A 19,847-nucleotide genomic window follows, 5' to 3' on the forward strand; every position below is an offset into this window, starting at 1 on the left:
ACCTTGATAGAGAGGATACCTGCACAAAGGTGAGCCGATTCGGGAGCCGATCGCCCGCCTTCGCGGCACGCCTCCGGAACCCGATGGCACAATCACGGTCCCTTTCATGTGCCCTTCACCGGGCGCGCGCCGCGTCGCGGCGCCGATTCAACGCACAAGAAGGCCCCAGTCTGCTCCTATGACCCTGAACGAATCCTGGTTGACGCCGCTCGTCGGCATCCTCGTCCTGCTCGCCGCCGCCGGCGCGATCACCGCCGTCGTGCATTTCCTGCTGTTTCGCGTGGTCGCGCGACTCGCGCGGCTGTCCGCCACGCGCGTCGACGACGCGTTGTTCGAATTCGGCGCCTTCAAATGGCTGAACCGCATCGTCCCGTTCGTCGTGATCAAGCTCGGGCTCGGCGCGGTGCCCGGCATTCCGGGCCTGGCCGCGCAGGTCGCCGACAAGGTGCTGTTCGCGCTGATCGTGTTCCTCGTGACGATGACCATCAGCGCGACGCTGTCCGCGCTCGAACACACGCACCGCACGTCCCGGCGCGACCAGCCGCGCCTGTCGCTGAAAGGCGCGATGCAGCTCGTCAAGCTCGTGATGTTCATCACGGCCGCGCTCGTCGTGATCGGTGATGCGACCGGCAAGCAGATCGGCCTGCTGCTGTCCGGCATCGGCGCGATGTCGGCGGTGCTGATGCTGATCTTCAAGGACACGCTGCTCGGCCTCGTCGCCGGCGTGCAGCTGTCGTCGAACGACATGCTGCGGATCGGCGACTGGATCACGATGCCGTCGGCCGGCGCGGACGGCACGGTGATCGACATCACGCTGAACACCGTCAAGGTCGCGAACTTCGATCACACGATCATCACGGTGCCGACGTGGAAGCTGATCACCGAGAGCTACCAGAACTGGCGCGGGATGACCGAGGCGGGCGGCCGCCGCATCAAGCGCGCGCTGTTCATCGATGCGACGAGCGTGCGCTTTCTGTCGAACGACGAGATCGAACGTCTCGAACGCCTGACGCTGCTGAAGGATTACCTCGAAGACAAGGTCGATGCGATCGCGCAATGGAACGGCACGCTGGGTGCGGCCGGCGACTGCCCGGCGAACCGCCGCCAGCTGACCAATCTCGGCACGTTCCGCGCATACGTCGCGAACTACCTGAAGGGCCATCCGCGCATCCGCCGCGACATGACGAACATGGCGCGGCAACTGCCGCTCACGGCCGAAGGCATTCCGCTCGAACTGTACTGCTTCACCGATACGACGACGTGGGTCGACTACGAGACCATCCAGGCCGACCTGTTCGACCACCTGATCGCGGTGCTGCCGGAGTTCGGGCTGCGCGTCTACCAGCATCCGTCGGGCTTCGACATGCGGCAGATGGTCGACACCGCGCAAGCCGGGCTGCAGGCGCCGCACGCGGGCTGATACCCGGCACGGCGGGCGCCCTGCCGTCAGGCTGGGGCGCTCACCGCGCCGCGCACTCCGACGCGAGCCGCCCCAGCACCTTCAGCGCGTCCTCGATCTGCCGCGACCACGGGTAGCTGTAATTGAGCCGGATGAAATGCCGGTAATCGGTGCCGGCCGAGAACATGTGTCCGGGCCCGACCGTGATCCGCTGCGCGAGCGCCAGCGAATACAGCTTCATCGCGTCGACCTGCGGCGGCAGCTCGACCCACAGCACGTACCCGCCCTGCGGCTGCGACAGCCGCGTGCCTTCCGGGAAGAAACGCCGCACCATCGCGCTCATCAGGCTCGCCTGCTGCGCATACTGCTTGCGCATGCGCCGCAGGTGAAAGTCGTAGCCGTCGTATTTCAGGTACTCGGCGATCGCGAGTTGCTCGATCGCGGGCGTCGCGAGCGTATTCAGGAATTTCAGCTTCTCGACCTGGTCGCGGTAGCGGCCCGGCATCGCCCAGCCGATCCGGTAGCGCGGCGACAGGCTCTTCGTGAACGACGCGCAATGCAGCACCAGCCCGTCGCGATCGAACGACTTCAACGCGCTCGGCGCCGTGTCGCCGAAGTGCAGCTCGTGATAGACGTCGCTCTCGATCACCGGCACGCCGTGCTTCGCGAGCAGTTCGACCAGCGCGCGCTTGCGCGCATCGGGCATCTGGAAGCCGAGTGGATTCTGGAAGTTCGGCATCACCATGCACGCCGCGATGCGCTCGCTCGCGAGAATCCGCCCGAGCGCGTCGAGATCGATGCCGTCGCCCGGATGCGTCGCGACTTCCAGCGCACGCATGCCCATCCGCTCGATCGCGTGCAGCATCGCGTAGAAGGTCGGCGACTCCACCGCGATCGTGTCGCCCGGTTTCGCGACCGCCTGCAGGCACAGGTTGATCGCCTCGGTCGCGCCGATCGTCATCACGATCTCGCCGGGCTCGACCGCGACTCCGCGCTCCGCATAGCGCCGCGCGATCTGGCGGATCAGCTCCTGGTTGCCGGGCGGCAGGTCGTCGATCACGCCCCAGCGCGTGCGGCGCCGCCCGATCGCCTGCGCATAGCGCGCGAGGCGCTGCACCGGAAACTGCGACGCGTCGGGATACGGCGAGCCGAGCGGCACCGCGTCGTCGCGCGCGATCGAGCGCAGCGTCGACAGCACGAGCCGGCTCACGTCCACGGCCGACGGCTCGGCGGCCGGCGCGGAGACATGCAATTCCGCCTCGGCCGGCGCCACGGCGCGCGCCCGCACGAAGTAGCCCGACTGCGGCCGGCTTTCGATCAGGCCGCGGCTTTCGAGCACGAGGTACGCGCGCAGCACGGTCGTGACGCTGAGCTGCTGCTGCCGGCTCGCCTGACGCACCGACGGAATCCGCTCGCCGGGCCGGTATACGCCCCGCTCGATCTGCGCCTGGAGATCGTCGGCCAGTTGTTCGTAACGCTTCACGCGCCTCCCTTTCAGCTTCCCTTCAGCAACACAGTTGCGATCCGCACTGTATGAATGGCCGAAACTGTACTCTTTTTTGAAGTGAACAGGTGTACACACAGCGGGACGGGTGCCGCGCGTACTCTGCACGCATCGACCCCGACACCCGCATCATGAAAAAGAAATCCGCCACCGCGCGCATCGAACCGTACACCCACCCGGCCGCCGGCTGGGGCGCGCTGAAAGCCGTCACGATCAACCTGATCAAGGAAAAGGTCGCCGGCGGCAACTACCGCACGCTGCTGCGCCAGAACCAGCCGGACGGCTTCGACTGCCCGGGCTGCGCGTGGCCCGACCGCCAGCACGCGTCGACGTTCGAATTCTGCGAGAACGGCGTGAAGGCCGTGGCCGCGGAAGCGACGAGCAAGCGCGTGACGCCCGACTTCTTCGCCGCGCACACGGTGACCGAACTGCTCGAACAGTCGGATTTCGAGCTCGAACAGCACGGCCGGCTCACCGATCCGATGGTGTACGACGCGCGGACCGACCGCTACGTGCCGATCGCGTGGGACGACGCGTTCGAACTGATCGCCCGCCACCTGCGCGCGCTGCCCGACCCGAACCAGGCCGCGTTCTACACGTCCGGCCGCGCCAGCAACGAGGCCGCGTTCCTGTATCAATTGTTCGTGCGGCGGTACGGCACCAACAACTTCCCCGACTGCTCGAACATGTGCCACGAGGCGACGAGCCGCGGGCTGCCGGCGTCGGTCGGGGTCGGCAAGGGCACCGTCACGCTCGACGATTTCGAGCATGCGGACACGCTGCTGATCTTCGGCCAGAACCCCGCGACCAACCACCCGCGGATGATGGGCGAGCTGCGCGAATGCGCGAAGCGCGGCGCGACGATCGTGTCGATCAACCCGCTGAAGGAGCGCGGCCTCGAACGCTTCGCCGATCCGCAAAGCCCGCTGGAGATGCTGACGATGTCGGGCACCAGGATCGCATCGACGTTCATCCAGCCGACGCTCGGCGGCGATTTCGCGCTGATCAAGGGAATGGCCAAGCGCGTGCTCGAACTCGACGACGACGCGCGCGCCGCCGGTGCGCCGCGCGTCATCGACACCGCGTTCATCGGCGAGCACACGGCCGGCTTCGACGCGTTCGCCGACGACCTGCGCGCCGAAAGCTGGTCCGCGCTGACGGCCGAAAGCGGCGTGCCGTACGAGCAGATCGACGCGCTCGCGCGGCTCTATGCGCGCAGCGAACGCGTGATCGCGACGTGGGGGATGGGCATCACGCAGCACAAGCATTCGGTCGCGACGGTGCAGATGCTGACCAACCTGATGCTGATGCGCGGCAACATCGGCCGCCCCGGCGCCGGCCTGTGCCCGGTGCGCGGCCATTCGAACGTGCAGGGCAACCGCACGGTCGGCATCGAGGAAAAGCCGTCGCAGGCGTTCCTCGACCGGCTCGGCCACGTGTTCGACTTCGAACCGCCGCGCCATCACGGCTACGACGTCGTCGAGACGATCGAAGCGATGCTCGACGGCCGCGTGAAGGTGCTGATCGGTCTCGGCGGCAACTTCGCGATGGCGACGCCCGACACGCCGCGCACGTGGGAAGGCATGCGCCGCTGCGAACTGTCGGTGCACATCACGACGAAGCTGAACCGCAGTCACCTGATCCACGGCCGCGACGCGCTGATCCTGCCGACGCTCGGCCGCACCGAGATCGACCTGCAGGACGACGTCGCGCAAGGCGTGACGGTCGAGGACTCGATGAGCATGGTCCACGTGTCGTACGGGATGAACAAGCCGGCTTCGCCGAACCTGATGTCGGAGCCCGCGATCGTCGCGCACATGGCGCACGCGCTGTTCGGCAGCGACACGATCGACTGGCTCGCGTACAAGGACGACTACGCGAAGATCCGCGATGCGATCGAGGCGACGCTCGACGGCTTCTACGACTACAACACGCGCATCGCGCGGCCGGGCGGCTTTCACCTGCGCGTGGCGTCGCGCGACCGCGAATGGCTCACGCCGACGGGCAAGGCGAATTTCATCGCGCACGCGCTGCCGACCGACACGCCGATCCAGCGTGCCCGCGCGCTGCACGGCGACCGGCTGATGACGCTGATGACGACGCGCTCGCACGACCAGTACAACACGACCGTCTACGGACTCGACGACCGCTATCGCGGCGTGTTCGGCCAGCGCCGCGTGGTGTTCGTCAACCGCGACGATCTCGCGATGCTCGGCCTGAAGGCCGGCGAATGGGTCGACATGGAAACCGTGTGGCACGACGGCATCGAGCGGCGCGCGAACGGCTTCCTGCTCGTCGAGTACGACATCCCGCGCGGCTGCATCGGCGCGTACTACCCGGAAACCAACCCGCTCGTGCCGCTCGACAGCGTCGGCGACGTGTGCAACACGCCGACGTCGAAGTCGGTGCCCGTGTTGCTGCATCGCGCGGCCGCGCCGGCGTCGATCGCCGCCTGACGGAGCACGACGATGATCGTTCGTCCGCGCGAGCACTGGCTGCGGATGCTGCTCGTCTGGAACGGCTCGGTGCTGCCGACCATCCTGCCGCAACTCGTGCTGACGCTCGCGATCAGCCTCGTCGCGGTCTGGGGCGGCGGCCGCGTGCTCGGCGAGAAGGTGCCGCTGAATCCGACGCCGTTCACGCTGATCGGCCTGACGCTCGCGATCTTCGCCGGGTTTCGCAACAACGCCAGCTACGAACGCTATCGCGAGGGCCGGCAGCTGTGGGGCGGCGTGCTGACCGCCACGCGCACGCTGGTGTCGCAGGCGCTCTGCTACGGCGCGGTCGACCATGACGACGCATCGCGCCGCGCGTTCGTGCGCACGGTCGTCGCATTCGTCTACACGCTCAAGCATCAGCTGCGCGGCACCGATCCGGCCGCGGACCTGCGCGGGCTGCTCGACGGCGCGACCTATACGCGCGTCGCCGCTGCCCGGTTTCGTCCGGTCGTCATCGTGCACGCGCTGCGCGAAGCGTTCGCCGCGCGCGCCGATGCGGGCCAGCTCGCCGACACGCGGCTGTGGATGCTCGATGCGCGCCTCGACGATCTCGTCGCGATGGTGAGCGGCTGCGAGCGCATCGCATCGACGCCGATTCCGTTTTCATACGACGTGCTGCTGCACCGGACCATCTACGCATATTGCGTGTTGTTGCCGTTCGGCCTCGTCGATTCGATCGGCGCGGCGACACCTTTTGTAACAGTTTTCGTCGCCTATACGCTGATCGCGCTCGACGCGATCGCGCATGCGATCGCCGAACCGTTCGGCGACGGGCCGAACCATCTCGCGCTCGATGCGATGACGCGGCAGATCGAGCGCACGCTGCTCGAACTGAACTGCGAGCCGCTGCCGGCCGAGGTGACGCCCGGCCCGTCGTACCGCCTCACCTGACCGGCCCCCCCGCCCGATCGCGCCGGCCGCGCAGGAAGTCGCCATGCTCGGCGGCCGCATCCGCGATCCGCCGCAGCAGGACCACGCCATTCAGCAACGCATGCGCGGCGTCGCCGTCGCGCGCGGCCACGCGACGGCGCAACAGGCGGGCCGCCGCGTCGCAGCTCCGTTCGAGCCGCGCGAAATCCGCCCGCGCAACGCGCCCGCGCACCGCCGCCGCCGCGCGGCGCGCGGCCGGTTCCCGCGTGGCCAGTTCAGCGAGCGCCAGCAGGCTGTCGCCGATTCCCCAGATCGCGAGCAGATCGCGCATGTCGTGCTCGATCTGCGTCTGCGGCACGCTGCCCGCGAACCCGAGCTCGCGCGCGAGCCGGTCGGCCGTGCGGCTCAGCCACGCGCTCGCCGACCACGCCCGCGGATCGCGCGCGATCCGCACCAGATCGCGGCGCACCGCGCGATGCAGGCGTCGCCGGCTCGTGCCGGGATCGCCGGGAAACACCAGCGCGAACACCAGCGCACCGAACGCGATGCCGAGCAGCGTCGCGAGCGCGCTGTTCAGGAACGCGGCGTCGCCGATGCGCGCCGTGTTGTTCGGCGACGTGAAATTCCAGAAGAAGATCGAGAACGCGCTGCCCATCGCGGCCGTGCGCGGATGGCGTATCGCCAGGCCGGTGCCGATCAGGAACACGCCGAGGATGTAGGCCAGCATCTCGAAGCCCGACACCGCGGGCAGCAGCGCGAAGTTGCAGACGACGCCCGCGACCGCCGCGCATGCCGTGCCTTTCATGAAACCGACGATCGCGCGCACCGAATTGGGGCGTGTCGAGAACAGTGCGCTCACCACCGCCGTGATCGCGACGAACCCGCCGCCCGCCGGCCACGCGGTGAAGATCCAGATCGCCGACGCGGCCAGCACCGCGATGAACGCGCGGACGCCGTTGTGACACGCGAGCACCGGATCGCGGTGGAACGCATAGCGCACGCGTGCAGGCGGCGGCACCGGCCGCTCGAGCAATGCCTGGCTCGCGAATGCGCGGTCGAAGCCGCCGAGCAGCGCCGACAGCCGGTCGAGCGTGAGCAGGCGCGACGTGTCGGTGCCGGCCGGCACGGCCGCTTCGACCCGCAGGGCGGCGTCCACCCGTACGCGCAGCGCCGCCATCTCGTGCCCCGCGTCGCCCGACACGGCGACCCGGTCGAGCACGCCTGCCGCCTCGTCGACGAGCGGCTCCGGCGCACCGCCGGCGCGCGCCGCATGCTCGCGGATCGCCTGCCCGGCAGCCTGCGCGGCGAGCACGCCGAGCGCCGCCACGCGCAGATGGCCGATCATGTTGCGCACCGGCGGCGCGCCGGCCGCCGCGTATTCGGCCGCCGTGTCGAGTTCGAGCGCGTCCGCGAACAGCCGGTGCACGGCCGCGTCGTTCGGCTCGCGGCGCAGCGCGCCCGCGCCGACCGCCACCGCGCGGTCGAGATAGCGCGCGAGCCGCGTGCGGACGTCCCTCAGCGGCGCGCCCGGTGCGAAGACCGTTTCAAACAGCGCACCGCACAGGATGCCGACCACCACGTACAGAAACCGCGCGACCGCGATATCGAACGCATGCAGAGGCGCCGATACCGCGTCCATCGCGACGATCGCGGCCGTATAGCCCGCGAGCACCGCCGCATACGCACGAAAATTCCGCTGGAACGTCGCGATGCCCGCGCACAGGCCGATCCACGCGGCAAGCGCGGGCAGGAACAATTGCGGCGTCTGCTCGAATGCGCTGGTCAGCGCGAGCGCCACGGTCGCCCCGATCGCGGTGCCGAGAATCCGGTACTGACTCTTCGACAGCCCCATCCCGCGGCTGCCCTGCGCGACGATCCACACGGTCGAGGCGGCCCAGATCGGATCGTCGAGATTCATGCGGAACGCGATATAGAGCGCGAGCAACGACGCGGCGGTATTGCGTAATGCGAAGCCGAGCGCGCCCGGCGGCAAGGTGGGCCACGCATCGCGCAGCGCGGCGCGCACGGCCGCGATCGGCGGCAGGCCGGGGACGGAAAATTTCATGCGTCGAGCATACGAGCGTGCGACGCGCGCCACTACCGGCCGAAACGGAATGCGGTATTGCAGCGCACGGAATAATCTGGACAACTGACATGAAAATGCAGTGGCAGGACCGACAACGGTAAGATGCGCGCAGGTTGAACACGTAACCAATTTGTATGGACCTCGATAGCATCCGAATCTTCTTGCGCGTAGTGGAACGCGGCAGCTTCACCGCCGCGTCCGTGGAACTCGACATGCCGCTCAGTCGCGTGAGCCGCAAGGTCAAGCACCTCGAGGACGATCTCGGCGTGCAACTGCTGTACCGGACCACACGCCGCGTGTCGGTCACCGAAGCCGGGCGCGATTACTACGATCGCTGCCTGCGCGCCGAGGACATCCTGCTCGACGCGGACCGCCAGGTCCGCACGCTTCGCACCGACCCCGAAGGCACGCTGCGCGTGCTGGTGCCCTATGCGATCGGCCTGTTCCAGCTCGAACCGGCGCTCGCCGAATTCCGCCGGCGCTACCCGCTGGTGCAGCTGGTGCTGATCTACGACAACAGTCCGCTCGACCTCGTCGAGCATGGCTTCGACGTCGCGCTGCGCGCGGGTCTGCTGAACGATTCGGGCTACGTCGCGCGCTCGCTCGGCTGGTCACATGCGAAGCTCGCCGCGAGCCCGGCCTACCTGGATCGCACCGGCCGGCCGCGCACGCCGGACGATCTCGCGCAACACGACATCCTGTTCGTCGGCCGCGATGCGCCGGGCCTGACGCTGCGGCTCAGCAACACCGACGGCGAGCGGGCCGACGTCCCGGTGCAGCCCGTGCTGATCTCGAACGAATCGGTCACGGTATTGCGCCAGGCCACGAGCGGCGGCGGCATTGCGCTGATCTCCACGCATTTCACCGCGCGACGGCTCGCGAGGAACGAGCTCGAGATCGTGCTGCCCGACTGGCACCGTACGAACGACGTCGAGCTTCACGCGCTCTATCCGCGCCGCGCGACGCTCGACAGCAAGGTACGGGCGTTCGTCGAGTTCCTCACCGAACTGTTCGCCACCTGGCGAACCGCGCCGTAACCGCCTCGCACGGCCGGCAATCGATGCACGTCGACTACATTATTGCAGCGCAGGAAAGGAATTAATGAGCGCGCAAGCGTTGATCGTCGTTCGCCGCATGGTTAGCCTGTGGCGATGAAAAACGACCACACACGCCACGGCAGCCATGTGAGTGCTGCCCGCCGACGCGTCACGCGCGTCGCGCCCTCCTGAGCGGCGATAGCCGCCCCGCGAAGCCCGCCCCGGCTTCGCCATTCCGATTCACCGATCGAACCGCACACCGCATGCGACCGCGCCGCTTGTCGGGCCGCCGTGCGGCGTGCGTGCGCCCGTTCGTTTCGCGCTTCGTCCCCGCATTGCACGTCACATGCATGCGCGGCGTACGGCGCGCGCCGTACGGCCTTCGTCCATCACGCAGGAACGCCATGTCCTCTCCCTCGTCTTCAGGCCCGCTGTCGGGCGGCCGGCTCGTCATCGGCACGATCGCGGTATCGCTGGCGATGTTCATGAACGTGCTCGATTCGTCGATCGCGAACGTCGCGATCCCGACGATCTCGGGCGACCTCGGCGTGTCGGTCGACGAAGGCACATGGGTGATCACGATCTTCGCGGCGGCGAACGCGGTGTCGATTCCGCTCACCGGCTGGCTCACGCAGCGCTTCGGCCAGGTACGCCTGTTCGTCACGTCGATCCTGCTGTTCGTGTTCGCGTCGTGGCTGTGCGGGATCGCGCCGAACCTGCCGACGCTGCTCGCCGCGCGGATCCTGCAAGGCGCGGTGGCGGGGCCGCTCGCGCCGCTGTCGCAGGCACTGCTGCTCGGCGCATGGCCGCGGCAGAAGTCGTCGACGGCGCTCGCGCTGTGGTCGATGACGGCGCTCGTCGGGCCGATCGCGGGGCCGTCGCTCGGCGGCTGGATCACGTACGACTACAACTGGTCGTGGATCTTCTACATCAACATTCCGGTCGGCTTCTTCGCGGCGGCCGTCACGTGGTTCGTGTTCCGCGATCGCGAATCGGCCACGCGCCGGATGCCGATCGATACGGTCGGCCTGCTGCTGCTCGTACTGTGGGTCGCATCGCTGCAGATCATGCTCGACAAGGGCAAGGATCTCGACTGGTTCAATTCGCCCGTCGTCGTCGCGCTGGGCATCGTCGCGCTGATCGGCTTCGCGTTCTTCCTCGTGTGGGAGCTGAACGAAGCCAATCCGATCGTCGACCTGCGCCTCTTCACGCAGCGCAATTTCGCGGGCGGCACGATCGCGATCTCCGTCGCGTACGGGATGTTCTTCGGCACGCTCGTGCTGCTGCCGCAATGGATGCAGGGCTATCTCGGCTACCGCGCGGTCGATTCGGGGCTCGCCACCGCGCCGCTCGGGGTGTTCGCGATCCTGCTCACGCCGGTCATGGGGCGCCTGCTGCCGCGCACCGATCCGCGCTATATCGCGACGCTCGCATTCGTCGGCTTCGCGGTCGTGTTCATGATGCGCACCACGTTCTACACCGACGTGTCGCACTGGGACCTCGTGCTGCCGACGCTGCTGCAAGGCATTCCGATGGCGATGTTCTTCGTGCCGCTGACGTCGATCATCCTGTCCGGGCTCCCGCCGGAGAAGATTCCGGCCGCGGCCGGCCTGTCGAATTTCGGCCGCACGTTCTGCGGCGCGGTGGGGACGTCGCTGATCAGCAACGCGTGGAACGACCGCACGATCCTGCACCACGTGCGGCTCACCGAACAGGCGAGCGTCACCAATCCGGTTTTCACGCAGCAACTCGACACGACCCGCTCGCTGCTGCACCTGAGCCCCGATTCGGCGCTCGCGTTCTTCAATGCATCGGTCGATTCGCAGGCGGCCGTGATGGGCCTGAACGACATCTTCTACGTGTCGGCGATCATCTTCATCGCGATCATCCCGCTCATCTGGATCACGAAACCGTCGCGCTCGGGCGGCGGCGATGCCGATGCGGCGGCGGCCGGCGCGCATTGACCCGCATGCGTTGCGGCGCCGCTCCGTGCGCCGGCATCGCGACGACCGCGGGATCCGCCGGTAACGGCGAGCACCGAGCAAGCGCCCGTCCGGCAGCGGGCGCTCGTTGTGTATCGAATCGTTTCAACGCGCCAACGGCGTCAAATGCTGCGGGTATACTCCGTCGTCAGCCGCCTGCCGTCTCGTCGTCCGCCAAAAGCGGCCCGATTCCGGGCGGTTTCGTCGCGAAGCTTCGCGTTTCGCTACCCCGCGCCCCAGCCTCGATACGAGACACCCGACGACCGACCATGAAACGATTCCTGCTGCTCCTTCCCGCCGCCCTGCTCGCCGCCTGCGGTTCCGCGCCCTCGTCCGACTCGGCCGGCTCGGGTGCCGCGCCGATGATCTACGTGTCGTCGCAACGCCCGGCGTACGCGGTCGCGAACTGCCTCGACAGCCGCCTGTCGGGCACCGAACAATCGCAGCACAACGGCGTGACCGACATCGCCGTCGGTTCGAATTCGTACTTCGTCACGCTGACGCCGTCGGGCAACGGCTCGGTAATCAAGGTCGTGCGCGGCTCTGGCAGCGAGCCGGCCGAGGAAGCGATGCGCTTCGCGATCGCACGCTGCGCGATCTGACCACCTCCCGCGCCGGGCGCCCGCCCGGCCCGTCGCCACGCGCCAGCCGGCGCGCCCGCCGAATATTTTCATCCGGGTGCCCGTCGATGAGAGAATCGCACCACGATTCCCTTTCGATGGAGCCCGCATGAAGCACCTGCTGTCCCGGCTGTTCGTCAGCACCGCGCTCGTCGCGCTTGTTCCGGCGCTGCCGGCGCAGGCTGCCACGCCGCCCGGCATCTTCGTCGTCGCCACCCAACTCGGCGAATTCACGACCCTCGACCCGAGCGGGATCTACGAGCTGGTGCCGTCCGAATACGTCGCGAACACCTACGAGCGGCTGGTGCGCGTCGACCTGAAGGACCCGACGCGCTTCGACGGACAGATCGCGCAATCGTGGACGGTCGGCGCCGACGGCGTGACCTACACGTTCAAGCTGCGCCCGGGCCTCACGTTCCATTCCGGCAACCCGGTGACCGCCGACGACGTCGCGTGGTCGCTGCAGCGCACCATCCTGCTCGACAAGGGGCCGGCCGGCGTGCTCGCCGATCTCGGCCTCACGAAGGCGAACGTGACGCAAAAGGTGCGCGTGGTCGATCCGCAAACCGTCGTGCTCGAAACCGACCGCAAATACGCGCCGAGCTTCGTGCTCAACGTGCTGAGCGCATGCCCGGCCTCGGTCTTCGATAAAAAGCTGCTGCTGTCGCACCAGCAAGGCAACGATTTCGGCAGCGGCTGGCTGCGCACCAACGACGCGGGCTCGGGCCCGTACCAGCTCGTCAAGTGGACGCCGAACGAAACCATCGTGCTGCAGCGCTTCGACAAATACCGCACGCCATACCCGATGAAGCGCGTGGTGCTGCGCCACGTGCCCGAAGCGTCCGCGCAACGGCTGTTGCTGGAGAACGGCGACGCCGACGCCGCGCGCAACCTGAGCCCCGACAGCCTCGCCGCGCTGTCGAAGGCCGGCAAGATCAAGGTCGCGTCGTGGCCGGTGTCGGCCCTGCTGTACCTGAGCCTGAACACGAAGAACCCGAATCTCGCGAAGCCCGAGGTGCAGCAGGCGATGAAGTGGCTCGTCGATTACGACGGCATCCAGCGCAACGTCGTCAGTACGACCTACAAGGTGCATCAGACCTTCCTGCCCGAAGGCTTCCTCGGCGCGTCGAACGCGCGGCCGTACAAGCAGGACGTCGCGAAGGCGAAGGCGCTGCTCGCGAAGGCCGGCCTGCCGAACGGTTTCGACGTGACGATGGACATGCCGAACGACTATCCGTACCTCGAGATCGCGCAGGCGCTGCAGGCGAACTTCGCGCAGGGCGGCATCCGCGTGAAGCTGATCCCGGGCGACGCGAAGCAGGCGATCGGCAAGTACCGCGCGCGCCAGCACGACATCTTCATCGGCGAATGGTCGCCCGACTACATGGACCCGAACAGCAACGCGCGCGGTTTCGCGTGGAATCCGGACAACTCGGACCAGTCGCCGACCAAGATGCTCGCGTGGCGCAACAGCTGGAACATTCCGCAACTGACGAAGGACACCGAAGCCGCGCTCGTCGAGCCGTCGCCCGCGAAACGCGCGCAGCGTTACGAAACGCTGCAGAAGGCCGTGCTCGCGAACTCGCCGTTCATCATCATGTTCGAGAAGGTCGTGCAGGTCGCCACGCGCCCCGGCGCGACCGGACCGGAAATCGGGCCGATCAACGACCTCGTGTCGTACCGGACGCTCGCGAAGTAATCGCCGCCGCCCGCGCGCGGCCACGCCGGCGCGGGGCCTGCGCCGGGCCGTGCGGCGGCGATCTACAATGGCCGGCATCGCGCGGACACCGCGCCGGGCACACGTAACGGGACACCAACATGCATTCGAGCGAGCACGCAGTCTGCGTGGCGATCAACGACAACAACCGCGCGTGGTACGAAATGCTCGTGCCGTTCCTGCTGTCGCTGCGGCACGCCGGCTACGACGGGCGGATCGCGGTGATCGGCTACGGGCTGTCCGAACGCAAACGGCAGATTCTCGCGAGCCAGTCGGTCGACGTGATCGACGCATCGAGCGCCTATGCGCTGCCGGTCGGCCGCTTCATCGAGGCCGCCGGGTATTGCGCGCGCCATCCGCAGATCCGCAAGCTCGCGCTGTACGACGCGGACATCTGGTTCTGCGCGCCGCAGTTCGACCTGTTCTCGCAGATCGACGACGACCGGCTCCACGTGTGCCCCGACCCGCTGTTCTGCACGTTCGTCGTCACGCCGCTGATCGGCGAGCGGCGCGACCATCACTGGCGCCTCGTCGTCGACGAAGTCAACGCGCGCCACGGCGGTGCGCTGCAAGCCGGGCTCGTCGCCGGAACCGCCGACGCATGGGCGCGTTATGCCGACCACCTGCGCGACTGCATCGCCCGCATCGGCACCGATTTCCAGGAATGCTTCGGCATCGATACGACGTTCCTGCACCTGTGGAGCGCGCAAGGCGAAACGGCGCTGCTCGACCCGGTCCAGAACTTCGTCAGCAAGTACGGCATTCACGAATCGTTCGACGCGGGCACCGGCACGACGACGCTCAGGTACCACGGCGAGCCGATCCGTGCGTTGCACATGACCGGCGACATCCGCTTCCTCGACCGGTGGCGCTACTACGCGAACCACACCGACGCCTCGCTGCGCGACGGCCAGCCGTTCGCGCTGTCGGACGGCACGCCGGCGCCGTCCGATGCGGTCGCCGCCCGCATCGCGGCGGCGGATTACGTGCGTTCGGCCGGGCTGACCGTTGCGTCCGCCGCGATCGAGACAAGCGCGGGCGCGTACCTGCAGGCGATCGACGAACCGGGCGGCACGATGCTCGTCGGCAGCGGCAACCACGAAGTCGTGTTCACCGCGACCCGCGACATCGCACGGCTGAACGTCTACGTCACGCATCCGTCCGGTTCGCCGTCGCCGCTGCTGTGCGAGGTGCGGGTCGACGGCCACGCGCAGCGCAAGGGCACCGAACTGATGGCGCATTTCTGGTACCAGGTGGCGGCCGGCGCCGTCATCACGCTGCGTGCGACGAGCCTCGGCGGCCAGCAGTGCAACGCGATCTGGCGGTTGCGTGAAGCGCCGGACATGCAGCAGTAAGCGCCGGCCCGCACCGGCTCAATTGATGGCCGCCCATACCAGGTACGCATTCAGCCCGACGATCACGACCGTCGCCGCGCCGGCGACGATCCGCAGCGGCATCCGCAGCGCGTAAGCGCCCATCACGTCTTCGCGCGCCGACAGTATCAGCAGCGCGATCATCGGCATCGGCAGCACGAAACTCAGCACGACCTGGCTCGCCACCATCGCCCGCGTGACGTCGCAGCCGAGCGCGACCACCACGAACGCGGGCGCGATCGTCACCGCGCGCCGCACCCAGAGCGACATGCGGCGGTGGATGAAGCCCTGCATCACGACCTGCCCGGCCATCGTGCCGACCACCGAGCTCGACACGCCCGACGTCAGCAGCGCGACGAGAAACAGCGCGCCGGCCGCCGGCCCGAGCACCGGGATCAGCGTGTGATAGGCGTCGCCGATGTCGGTCATGCCCGGCGCAGTCGCGTGAAACGCCGACGATGCCATCATCACCATCGCGAGATTCACGAACCCGGCGAGCCCCAGCGCGACCACCACTTCGCGATTCGAGAACCGCACGAGCCGCCGCCGCTCTCCGTCGTCGCGCGGGGCGGTGCGATCCTGCGTGAGACCCGAATGCAGATACAGCGTGTGCGGCATGATCGTCGCGCCGATGATCCCGACCGCGATCGTCAGCGCCGCGTGATCCGGAATCTGCGGGACCACCAGATGGAACGCGGCCGCGTGCCAGTCCTGCGGCGCGATCAGCAGTTCGCCGAGATAGCACGCGCCGATCACGCCGACCAGCGCCGCGATCGCCGCTTCCAGCGGCCGGAAGCCTCGCTTTTCGAGCGCGAGGATCGCGCAGGTCGCGCACGCGGTCGCGATCATCCCCGCGAACAGCGACGAATGGCACAACAACCCGAACGCGAGCGCGCCGCCGAGAAATTCGGCGAGATCGGTCGCCATCGCGGCGATCTCGGAAGCCATCCACATGCCCCACACGACCGGCACCGGGAAACGGTCGCGGCACAGTTCGGCGAGATTGCGGCCGGTCACGATGCCGAGCTTCGCCGACATCGCCTGGAACAGCATCGCGATCGCGTTCGCGGCCAGCACGACCCACAGCAGCCGGTAGCCGTACGCGGCGCCGGCCTGGATGTTGGTCGCGAAGTTGCCGGGGTCCATGTAGCCGATCGACGCGATCACGGCCGGGCCGACGAACGGCAGCAGCGCGGCGACGCCGGTGCGGCGCCCTTCCAGCGCGGCGCGCGCCGCGCCGTCGGTGTGCTCGGTGGACAGGCCCGGCAGCGCAAGGCCGCCGGCAGGTTTGCTCGGGACGGGAAGCATGGTGGAGTTTCCGTTCGAATGACGCAGACTGATTCGGGAGCGGGCACCGTGGCCGGCATGCCGCCTGCCGGCCACGGCGCTGTGCGAAGACCGCGTTACAGCGGCACGACGTCGGGACGATTGCGCGGAAACTGCGCGATCACGTCCGGCGCGACGTTCAGGTGCGCTTCGACGAGCTTCGGCGGCGTATGCGCGAGCCAGTCGGACAACGACACCTCAGCATAGCGGTCGGTCTTGAAGATCTCGAGGAACACGAGGTCGGTCTGGCCGGTGTTCTGCACGTAGTGCCCGAGGCTCTTCTTCACATAGCCGACGTCGCCCGCGCGGAAATCGGCCGTCTGCGCCTTCGGCCCCGTGTCGAACACCGTCATCCGCGCCTCGCCCTGCAGGTAGTACTGCCATTCGTCGGCGTTCGGGTGCCAGTGCAGTTCGCGCATGCCGCCGGGATGCACGGTGACGAGTGCCGCCGCGACGGTCGTCGACACGTTGAAGTTGGTGCTGTCCGCGATCCGCACCTCGCCGCCGCGCGTCTTTTTGACCGGCTTCATGTCGCCGAGCGAAAAGATGAACGGATGCGGCGGCGCACCGGCCGATGCGGCGGATGCGCGCTGCGCGTCCGCGAGCGGGCCCGGTTCGTCGCCCTGGAAGATCCACAGGTTGTCGAGCGGCACGTTCCTGAACGCGTCGGCCGGCACGCCGAAGTTGAGCGCGAGCACGTCGGGCGGCGTATGCGCGATCCAGTCGGTCAGCAACAGCGTGTTGAATTCCGAGGCGCGGCCGTTATCGAACGCGAGCAGGAATTCGGCGCCGTCGCTGCCCAGGCCCTGCAGCGAATGCGGCAGACCGGGCGGGAAATACCAGAGATCGCCGGTCTTGACGTCCTGCACCGACGGCCGCCCGAGTTCGTCGAGCACCGTGATCCGGCAACGGCCGTCGAGCATGATGGCCCACTCGGCCTGCTGGTGCCAGTGCATCTCGCGAATGCCGCCGCGCGTCAGCCGCATGTTGACGCCGGAAATGGTTTCGGAAATCGCAAAATCGTCCTGCGTCACTTCGCGCGCCCATCCGCCATTTTGAATGCGTTTATGAGCATTATTGAAAGACGCCCAGAATAACGGCATCCCGTTGATATCGGTGGCCGGCGGATCCTGAAAAGACGGGAATTGATTGGCAATGGCCGGATTTTTTGGCCCCGGGTCGGTCAGGCTCTGGCGGTTGCGGGCATTTACCGCGCCTTCCGGCGGACTGTCCGGATTACCGAACGAGGCGGCCTTGGCCGATACCGCGATGCCCGCGGCGGCGATGGCGCCGGCCGTACCGGCCAGCATCTTGCGTCGAGAAAGATTCGTCATGATTTCCTCTTCATCCCTGCAATCGAGAGAATTTCCATTACGGAACACTTGCTGTTTCTTCGAATTACCGAAAATCAAACATCCCGTGACGCAAGTTAAATACAAAGCCACCTGAAAATTAAATGAATTATTAACCTGAATTAATGACTTAATCTGATCGGCTTTAATTTTGTAATTATTGCGATGCAGCAGGGGATGAATGGCGAGGAAAAGAAATCGATATGCGCACCGCGCGATGGCGGCCCACTGCCATCGATTCAGGTGGCCTGCGCGCCACCCGGAACGGAAAAATACGGATGCGCCGGCTTTCACCTGCCCGGCCGGGACCGGGCCCGCGTCACTCCCGCGGCATGTCGGCGAGTCGCTGCGCGGCGAAGCGCAATCCGCCGAGAATGCGTTCGGCGATCCTTGCCGGAAACCCGGCCGGCAGCGCCGCGCCGACCGATTCGATCACATGTGGCGTCATTGCAATGAGTCGTTCGACGATCGGTGTCGCGATATCGCCAAGCAGGCAATGCTCCGCCATCGCAGTGAAGTGCCGGCGCGTGATGTCGCGCATCGCATAGTGCTTGCGCTTGCCGTGCACGGCCATCGCGAGCTTCGCCTTGTGCCACGACCACTGGTTCGCGCCATCCCCTTCGACCGGCCAGATCGACATCACGTCGTAGAGCGGCGTCAGACGGAAGCGGCCGCCCGGCAGCAGGCGCAGGCTGAAGTTCTTCGCATGCCCGTCCGGTGCGGCAAGCATCCAGAACACCACCAACGCGGTGAACAGCGTGTCGAGGTCGGCCTGCGCCGTTTCCGACCGGCGCAGGATGCCGGCCAGATCGGGCACGCCGGGGCCGCCCTGCGATTCGTATTTCAGATGCGGCGGCACGCCGAGCGCTTGGCAGAAATCCTCTTGCGGCAAGCGCAACAGCCAGCCGCCGTCACGATGCAGCGCGCGATCGAAGCGCGCGACCGACAGCACCTTGTGTTCGCCGAAACGCACGATGTCGGCATCCGCCGTCGGCAGGCCGAACGCGCGCAGGATCGCGAGGCACAGCCACTCGTTTTCGACGGAAGTCGTCAGATCCGCACGCTTGTTGCCGACCAGCCCGAGCGGCAACTTGAGGATATGCGTGGTCGGCGTCGCGCCATGCGGACGCATCCATCGCCCGTCGTGAAACAGCAGCGCGGTCTTTTCCTGCGCGCCGGCCAGCGACAGGCGGAAGTCGTCGTCGTCCTGCGCACCGCCCGCCGCCCCGCTCGCCTGATCGAGCACACGCGCCACGTCGTCGTCGGACAACGGCATACCGTCGATCCGGTCATGGCCGGCCGGGGTTTCATCCTCGCCGAGCAACTGCACCGCGCCGACGCAGTCCCGGCCAAGCGCGGCGAGCAGATCGAACGGCTCGGTCGTCGCCGTGCCGAACCGCGACGCAAGCCGGCGCCGAATGGCGTCGCTGTCGGGCAGCAGATTATCGAAGTAGTGATTGACGCGCTCGCCGCGCAACGGCGCATCACCGACGCCGAACGGCAGCGACAGCGACAGCGGGCGGCCTGCATCCGACTGTTTCCAGCCGGCGTCGTACAGCAGCTCCATGTCGCCGCGCGCGGGAATCCGCCAGATTCCGACCCGCACGCCATTGGCCCAGATCGATAGCGCGCGGCTGTGCGATTTGCGTCCCACCGATTACCACTCGACGTTGGCAGCGTCGCGCCCGTCCTTCGTGCGGATGCTGAGCTCGAGACCGTACAGCGCGGTCAGTTCGAGCAACTGCTTGAGCGACAGGCTTTCGGTGCGGAGCGTTTCCAGCGACGACAGGCGCGATTGGCCGACGCCGATGCGCGCCGCCGCTTCGGCTTGCGTCAGCCCCTTGGCCTGACGCGCGGACGACAGGATTTCGCCCAGTTGAGCAGGGGTATTGACGATGAGATTCACGGCTGGAGTCCTGTATGCGATCCATGCAGTATATCTCTGACAGGCATAAACGCAAATTATCTCTGATAGAGATAAACGTAAAATATTCCTGTCAGAAATATTTCCACCCGCCAGTGCGTAGCTCCCCGGTCGTTGCACGCACGCCCATCCCGCTATCGCTCACCACCACCTGATAGT

14 protein-coding genes are annotated in these 19,847 nt (G+C 67.4%); 8 read left to right on the plus strand and 6 right to left on the minus strand.

Translation table 11 applies throughout. The features are described from left to right. Positions 1-178 precede the first annotated feature (178 nt). Positions 179-1,420, plus strand: coding sequence for a mechanosensitive ion channel family protein (locus tag H0X90_RS09205; RefSeq protein ID WP_077189373.1), 1,242 nt, complete (start codon positions 179-181; stop codon positions 1,418-1,420). A 40-nt stretch (positions 1,421-1,460) separates the two neighbouring features. On the opposite strand, the gene H0X90_RS09210 is transcribed toward H0X90_RS09205, so the two are convergent. After that, positions 1,461-2,882, minus strand: a complete 1,422-nt coding sequence (locus H0X90_RS09210; RefSeq protein ID WP_006494666.1) for a PLP-dependent aminotransferase family protein — start codon at positions 2,880-2,882, stop codon at positions 1,461-1,463. 152 nt (positions 2,883-3,034) lie between these two features. Here H0X90_RS09210 and H0X90_RS09215 point away from each other — a divergent pair, with 152 nt between their 5' ends. Both H0X90_RS09215 and H0X90_RS09220 read left to right on the plus strand, forming a co-directional pair. Continuing rightward, the gene (locus tag H0X90_RS09215) at positions 3,035-5,359 is read left to right on the plus strand and encodes an FdhF/YdeP family oxidoreductase (RefSeq protein WP_060263404.1); all 2,325 of its coding nucleotides are present in this window, start codon (positions 3,035-3,037) and stop codon (positions 5,357-5,359) included. 12 nt (positions 5,360-5,371) lie between these two features. After that, positions 5,372-6,292 (plus strand): bestrophin family protein, encoded by a 921-nt coding sequence (locus H0X90_RS09220; protein WP_077189372.1) that lies wholly within the window; start codon positions 5,372-5,374, stop codon positions 6,290-6,292. On the opposite strand, the gene H0X90_RS09225 is transcribed toward H0X90_RS09220, so the two are convergent. Further along, positions 6,285-8,336 carry an FUSC family protein gene (locus tag H0X90_RS09225; protein ID WP_077189371.1) on the minus strand — a complete coding sequence of 684 codons (2,052 nt, stop codon included), beginning with the start codon at positions 8,334-8,336 and terminating at the stop codon, positions 6,285-6,287. The two genes, H0X90_RS09220 and H0X90_RS09225, sit on opposite strands and share 8 nt — an antisense overlap. Positions 8,337-8,491: 155 nt before the next feature. Between H0X90_RS09225 and H0X90_RS09230 the strand changes: the two genes are divergently transcribed. The 5 genes from H0X90_RS09230 to H0X90_RS09250 all read left to right on the plus strand — a co-directional run bounded on the left by H0X90_RS09230 (position 8,492) and on the right by H0X90_RS09250 (position 15,068). After that, on the plus strand, positions 8,492-9,394 hold the full coding sequence (locus H0X90_RS09230; RefSeq protein ID WP_006483836.1) for a LysR family transcriptional regulator: 903 nt from the start codon (positions 8,492-8,494) through the stop codon (positions 9,392-9,394). Between the two features lie 404 nt (positions 9,395-9,798). Further along, positions 9,799-11,358, plus strand: a complete 1,560-nt coding sequence (locus H0X90_RS09235; RefSeq protein WP_077189370.1) for a DHA2 family efflux MFS transporter permease subunit — start codon at positions 9,799-9,801, stop codon at positions 11,356-11,358. A 287-nt stretch (positions 11,359-11,645) separates the two neighbouring features. Next, complete coding sequence (locus H0X90_RS09240) at positions 11,646-11,978, plus strand: hypothetical protein (RefSeq protein ID WP_006483835.1); 333 nt, start codon at positions 11,646-11,648, stop codon at positions 11,976-11,978. Between the two features lie 127 nt (positions 11,979-12,105). Next, positions 12,106-13,695: an ABC transporter substrate-binding protein gene (locus H0X90_RS09245; RefSeq protein ID WP_077189369.1), complete on the plus strand. Its 1,590-nt coding sequence runs from the start codon at positions 12,106-12,108 to the stop codon at positions 13,693-13,695. A gap of 119 nt (positions 13,696-13,814) precedes the next feature. Next, on the plus strand, positions 13,815-15,068 hold the full coding sequence (locus tag H0X90_RS09250; RefSeq protein WP_006483521.1) for a hypothetical protein: 1,254 nt from the start codon (positions 13,815-13,817) through the stop codon (positions 15,066-15,068). An 18-nt stretch (positions 15,069-15,086) separates the two neighbouring features. On the opposite strand, the gene H0X90_RS09255 is transcribed toward H0X90_RS09250, so the two are convergent. The 4 genes from H0X90_RS09255 to H0X90_RS09270 form a co-directional block, all read right to left on the minus strand. After that, positions 15,087-16,394, minus strand: a complete 1,308-nt coding sequence (locus H0X90_RS09255; RefSeq protein WP_077189368.1) for an Nramp family divalent metal transporter — start codon at positions 16,392-16,394, stop codon at positions 15,087-15,089. 95 nt (positions 16,395-16,489) lie between these two features. After that, positions 16,490-17,746, minus strand: a complete 1,257-nt coding sequence (locus tag H0X90_RS09260; RefSeq protein WP_043205542.1) for an oxalate decarboxylase family bicupin — start codon at positions 17,744-17,746, stop codon at positions 16,490-16,492. A gap of 337 nt (positions 17,747-18,083) precedes the next feature. Then, positions 18,084-19,418, minus strand: a complete 1,335-nt coding sequence (locus H0X90_RS09265; protein ID WP_077021182.1) for a type II toxin-antitoxin system HipA family toxin — start codon at positions 19,416-19,418, stop codon at positions 18,084-18,086. 3 nt (positions 19,419-19,421) lie between these two features. Continuing rightward, positions 19,422-19,670, minus strand: a complete 249-nt coding sequence (locus tag H0X90_RS09270) for a helix-turn-helix transcriptional regulator (protein ID WP_006483523.1) — start codon at positions 19,668-19,670, stop codon at positions 19,422-19,424. Between the last annotated feature and the right edge of the window lie 177 nt (positions 19,671-19,847).

This window comes from Burkholderia sp. 9775_39, from assembly GCF_015712225.1.
In the GTDB taxonomy this organism is placed as follows: Bacteria; Pseudomonadota; Gammaproteobacteria; order Burkholderiales; family Burkholderiaceae; genus Burkholderia; species Burkholderia cenocepacia.

Bases quoted from the DNA above. Each gene is read 5' to 3' on its own strand.
- H0X90_RS09215 (WP_060263404.1), top strand. From the start codon at position 3,035: ATGAAAAAGAAATCCGCCACCGCGCGCATCGAACCGTACACCCACCCG.
- H0X90_RS09245 (WP_077189369.1), top strand. From the start codon at position 12,106: ATGAAGCACCTGCTGTCCCGGCTGTTCGTCAGCACCGCGCTCGTCGCG.
- H0X90_RS09240 (WP_006483835.1), top strand. From the start codon at position 11,646: ATGAAACGATTCCTGCTGCTCCTTCCCGCCGCCCTGCTCGCCGCCTGC.
- H0X90_RS09250 (WP_006483521.1), top strand. From the start codon at position 13,815: ATGCATTCGAGCGAGCACGCAGTCTGCGTGGCGATCAACGACAACAAC.
- H0X90_RS09225 (WP_077189371.1), bottom strand. From the start codon at position 8,336: ATGAAATTTTCCGTCCCCGGCCTGCCGCCGATCGCGGCCGTGCGCGCC.
- H0X90_RS09255 (WP_077189368.1), bottom strand. From the start codon at position 16,394: ATGCTTCCCGTCCCGAGCAAACCTGCCGGCGGCCTTGCGCTGCCGGGC.
- H0X90_RS09220 (WP_077189372.1), top strand. From the start codon at position 5,372: ATGATCGTTCGTCCGCGCGAGCACTGGCTGCGGATGCTGCTCGTCTGG.
- H0X90_RS09235 (WP_077189370.1), top strand. From the start codon at position 9,799: ATGTCCTCTCCCTCGTCTTCAGGCCCGCTGTCGGGCGGCCGGCTCGTC.
- H0X90_RS09260 (WP_043205542.1), bottom strand. From the start codon at position 17,746: ATGACGAATCTTTCTCGACGCAAGATGCTGGCCGGTACGGCCGGCGCC.
- H0X90_RS09230 (WP_006483836.1), top strand. From the start codon at position 8,492: ATGGACCTCGATAGCATCCGAATCTTCTTGCGCGTAGTGGAACGCGGC.
- H0X90_RS09205 (WP_077189373.1), top strand. From the start codon at position 179: ATGACCCTGAACGAATCCTGGTTGACGCCGCTCGTCGGCATCCTCGTC.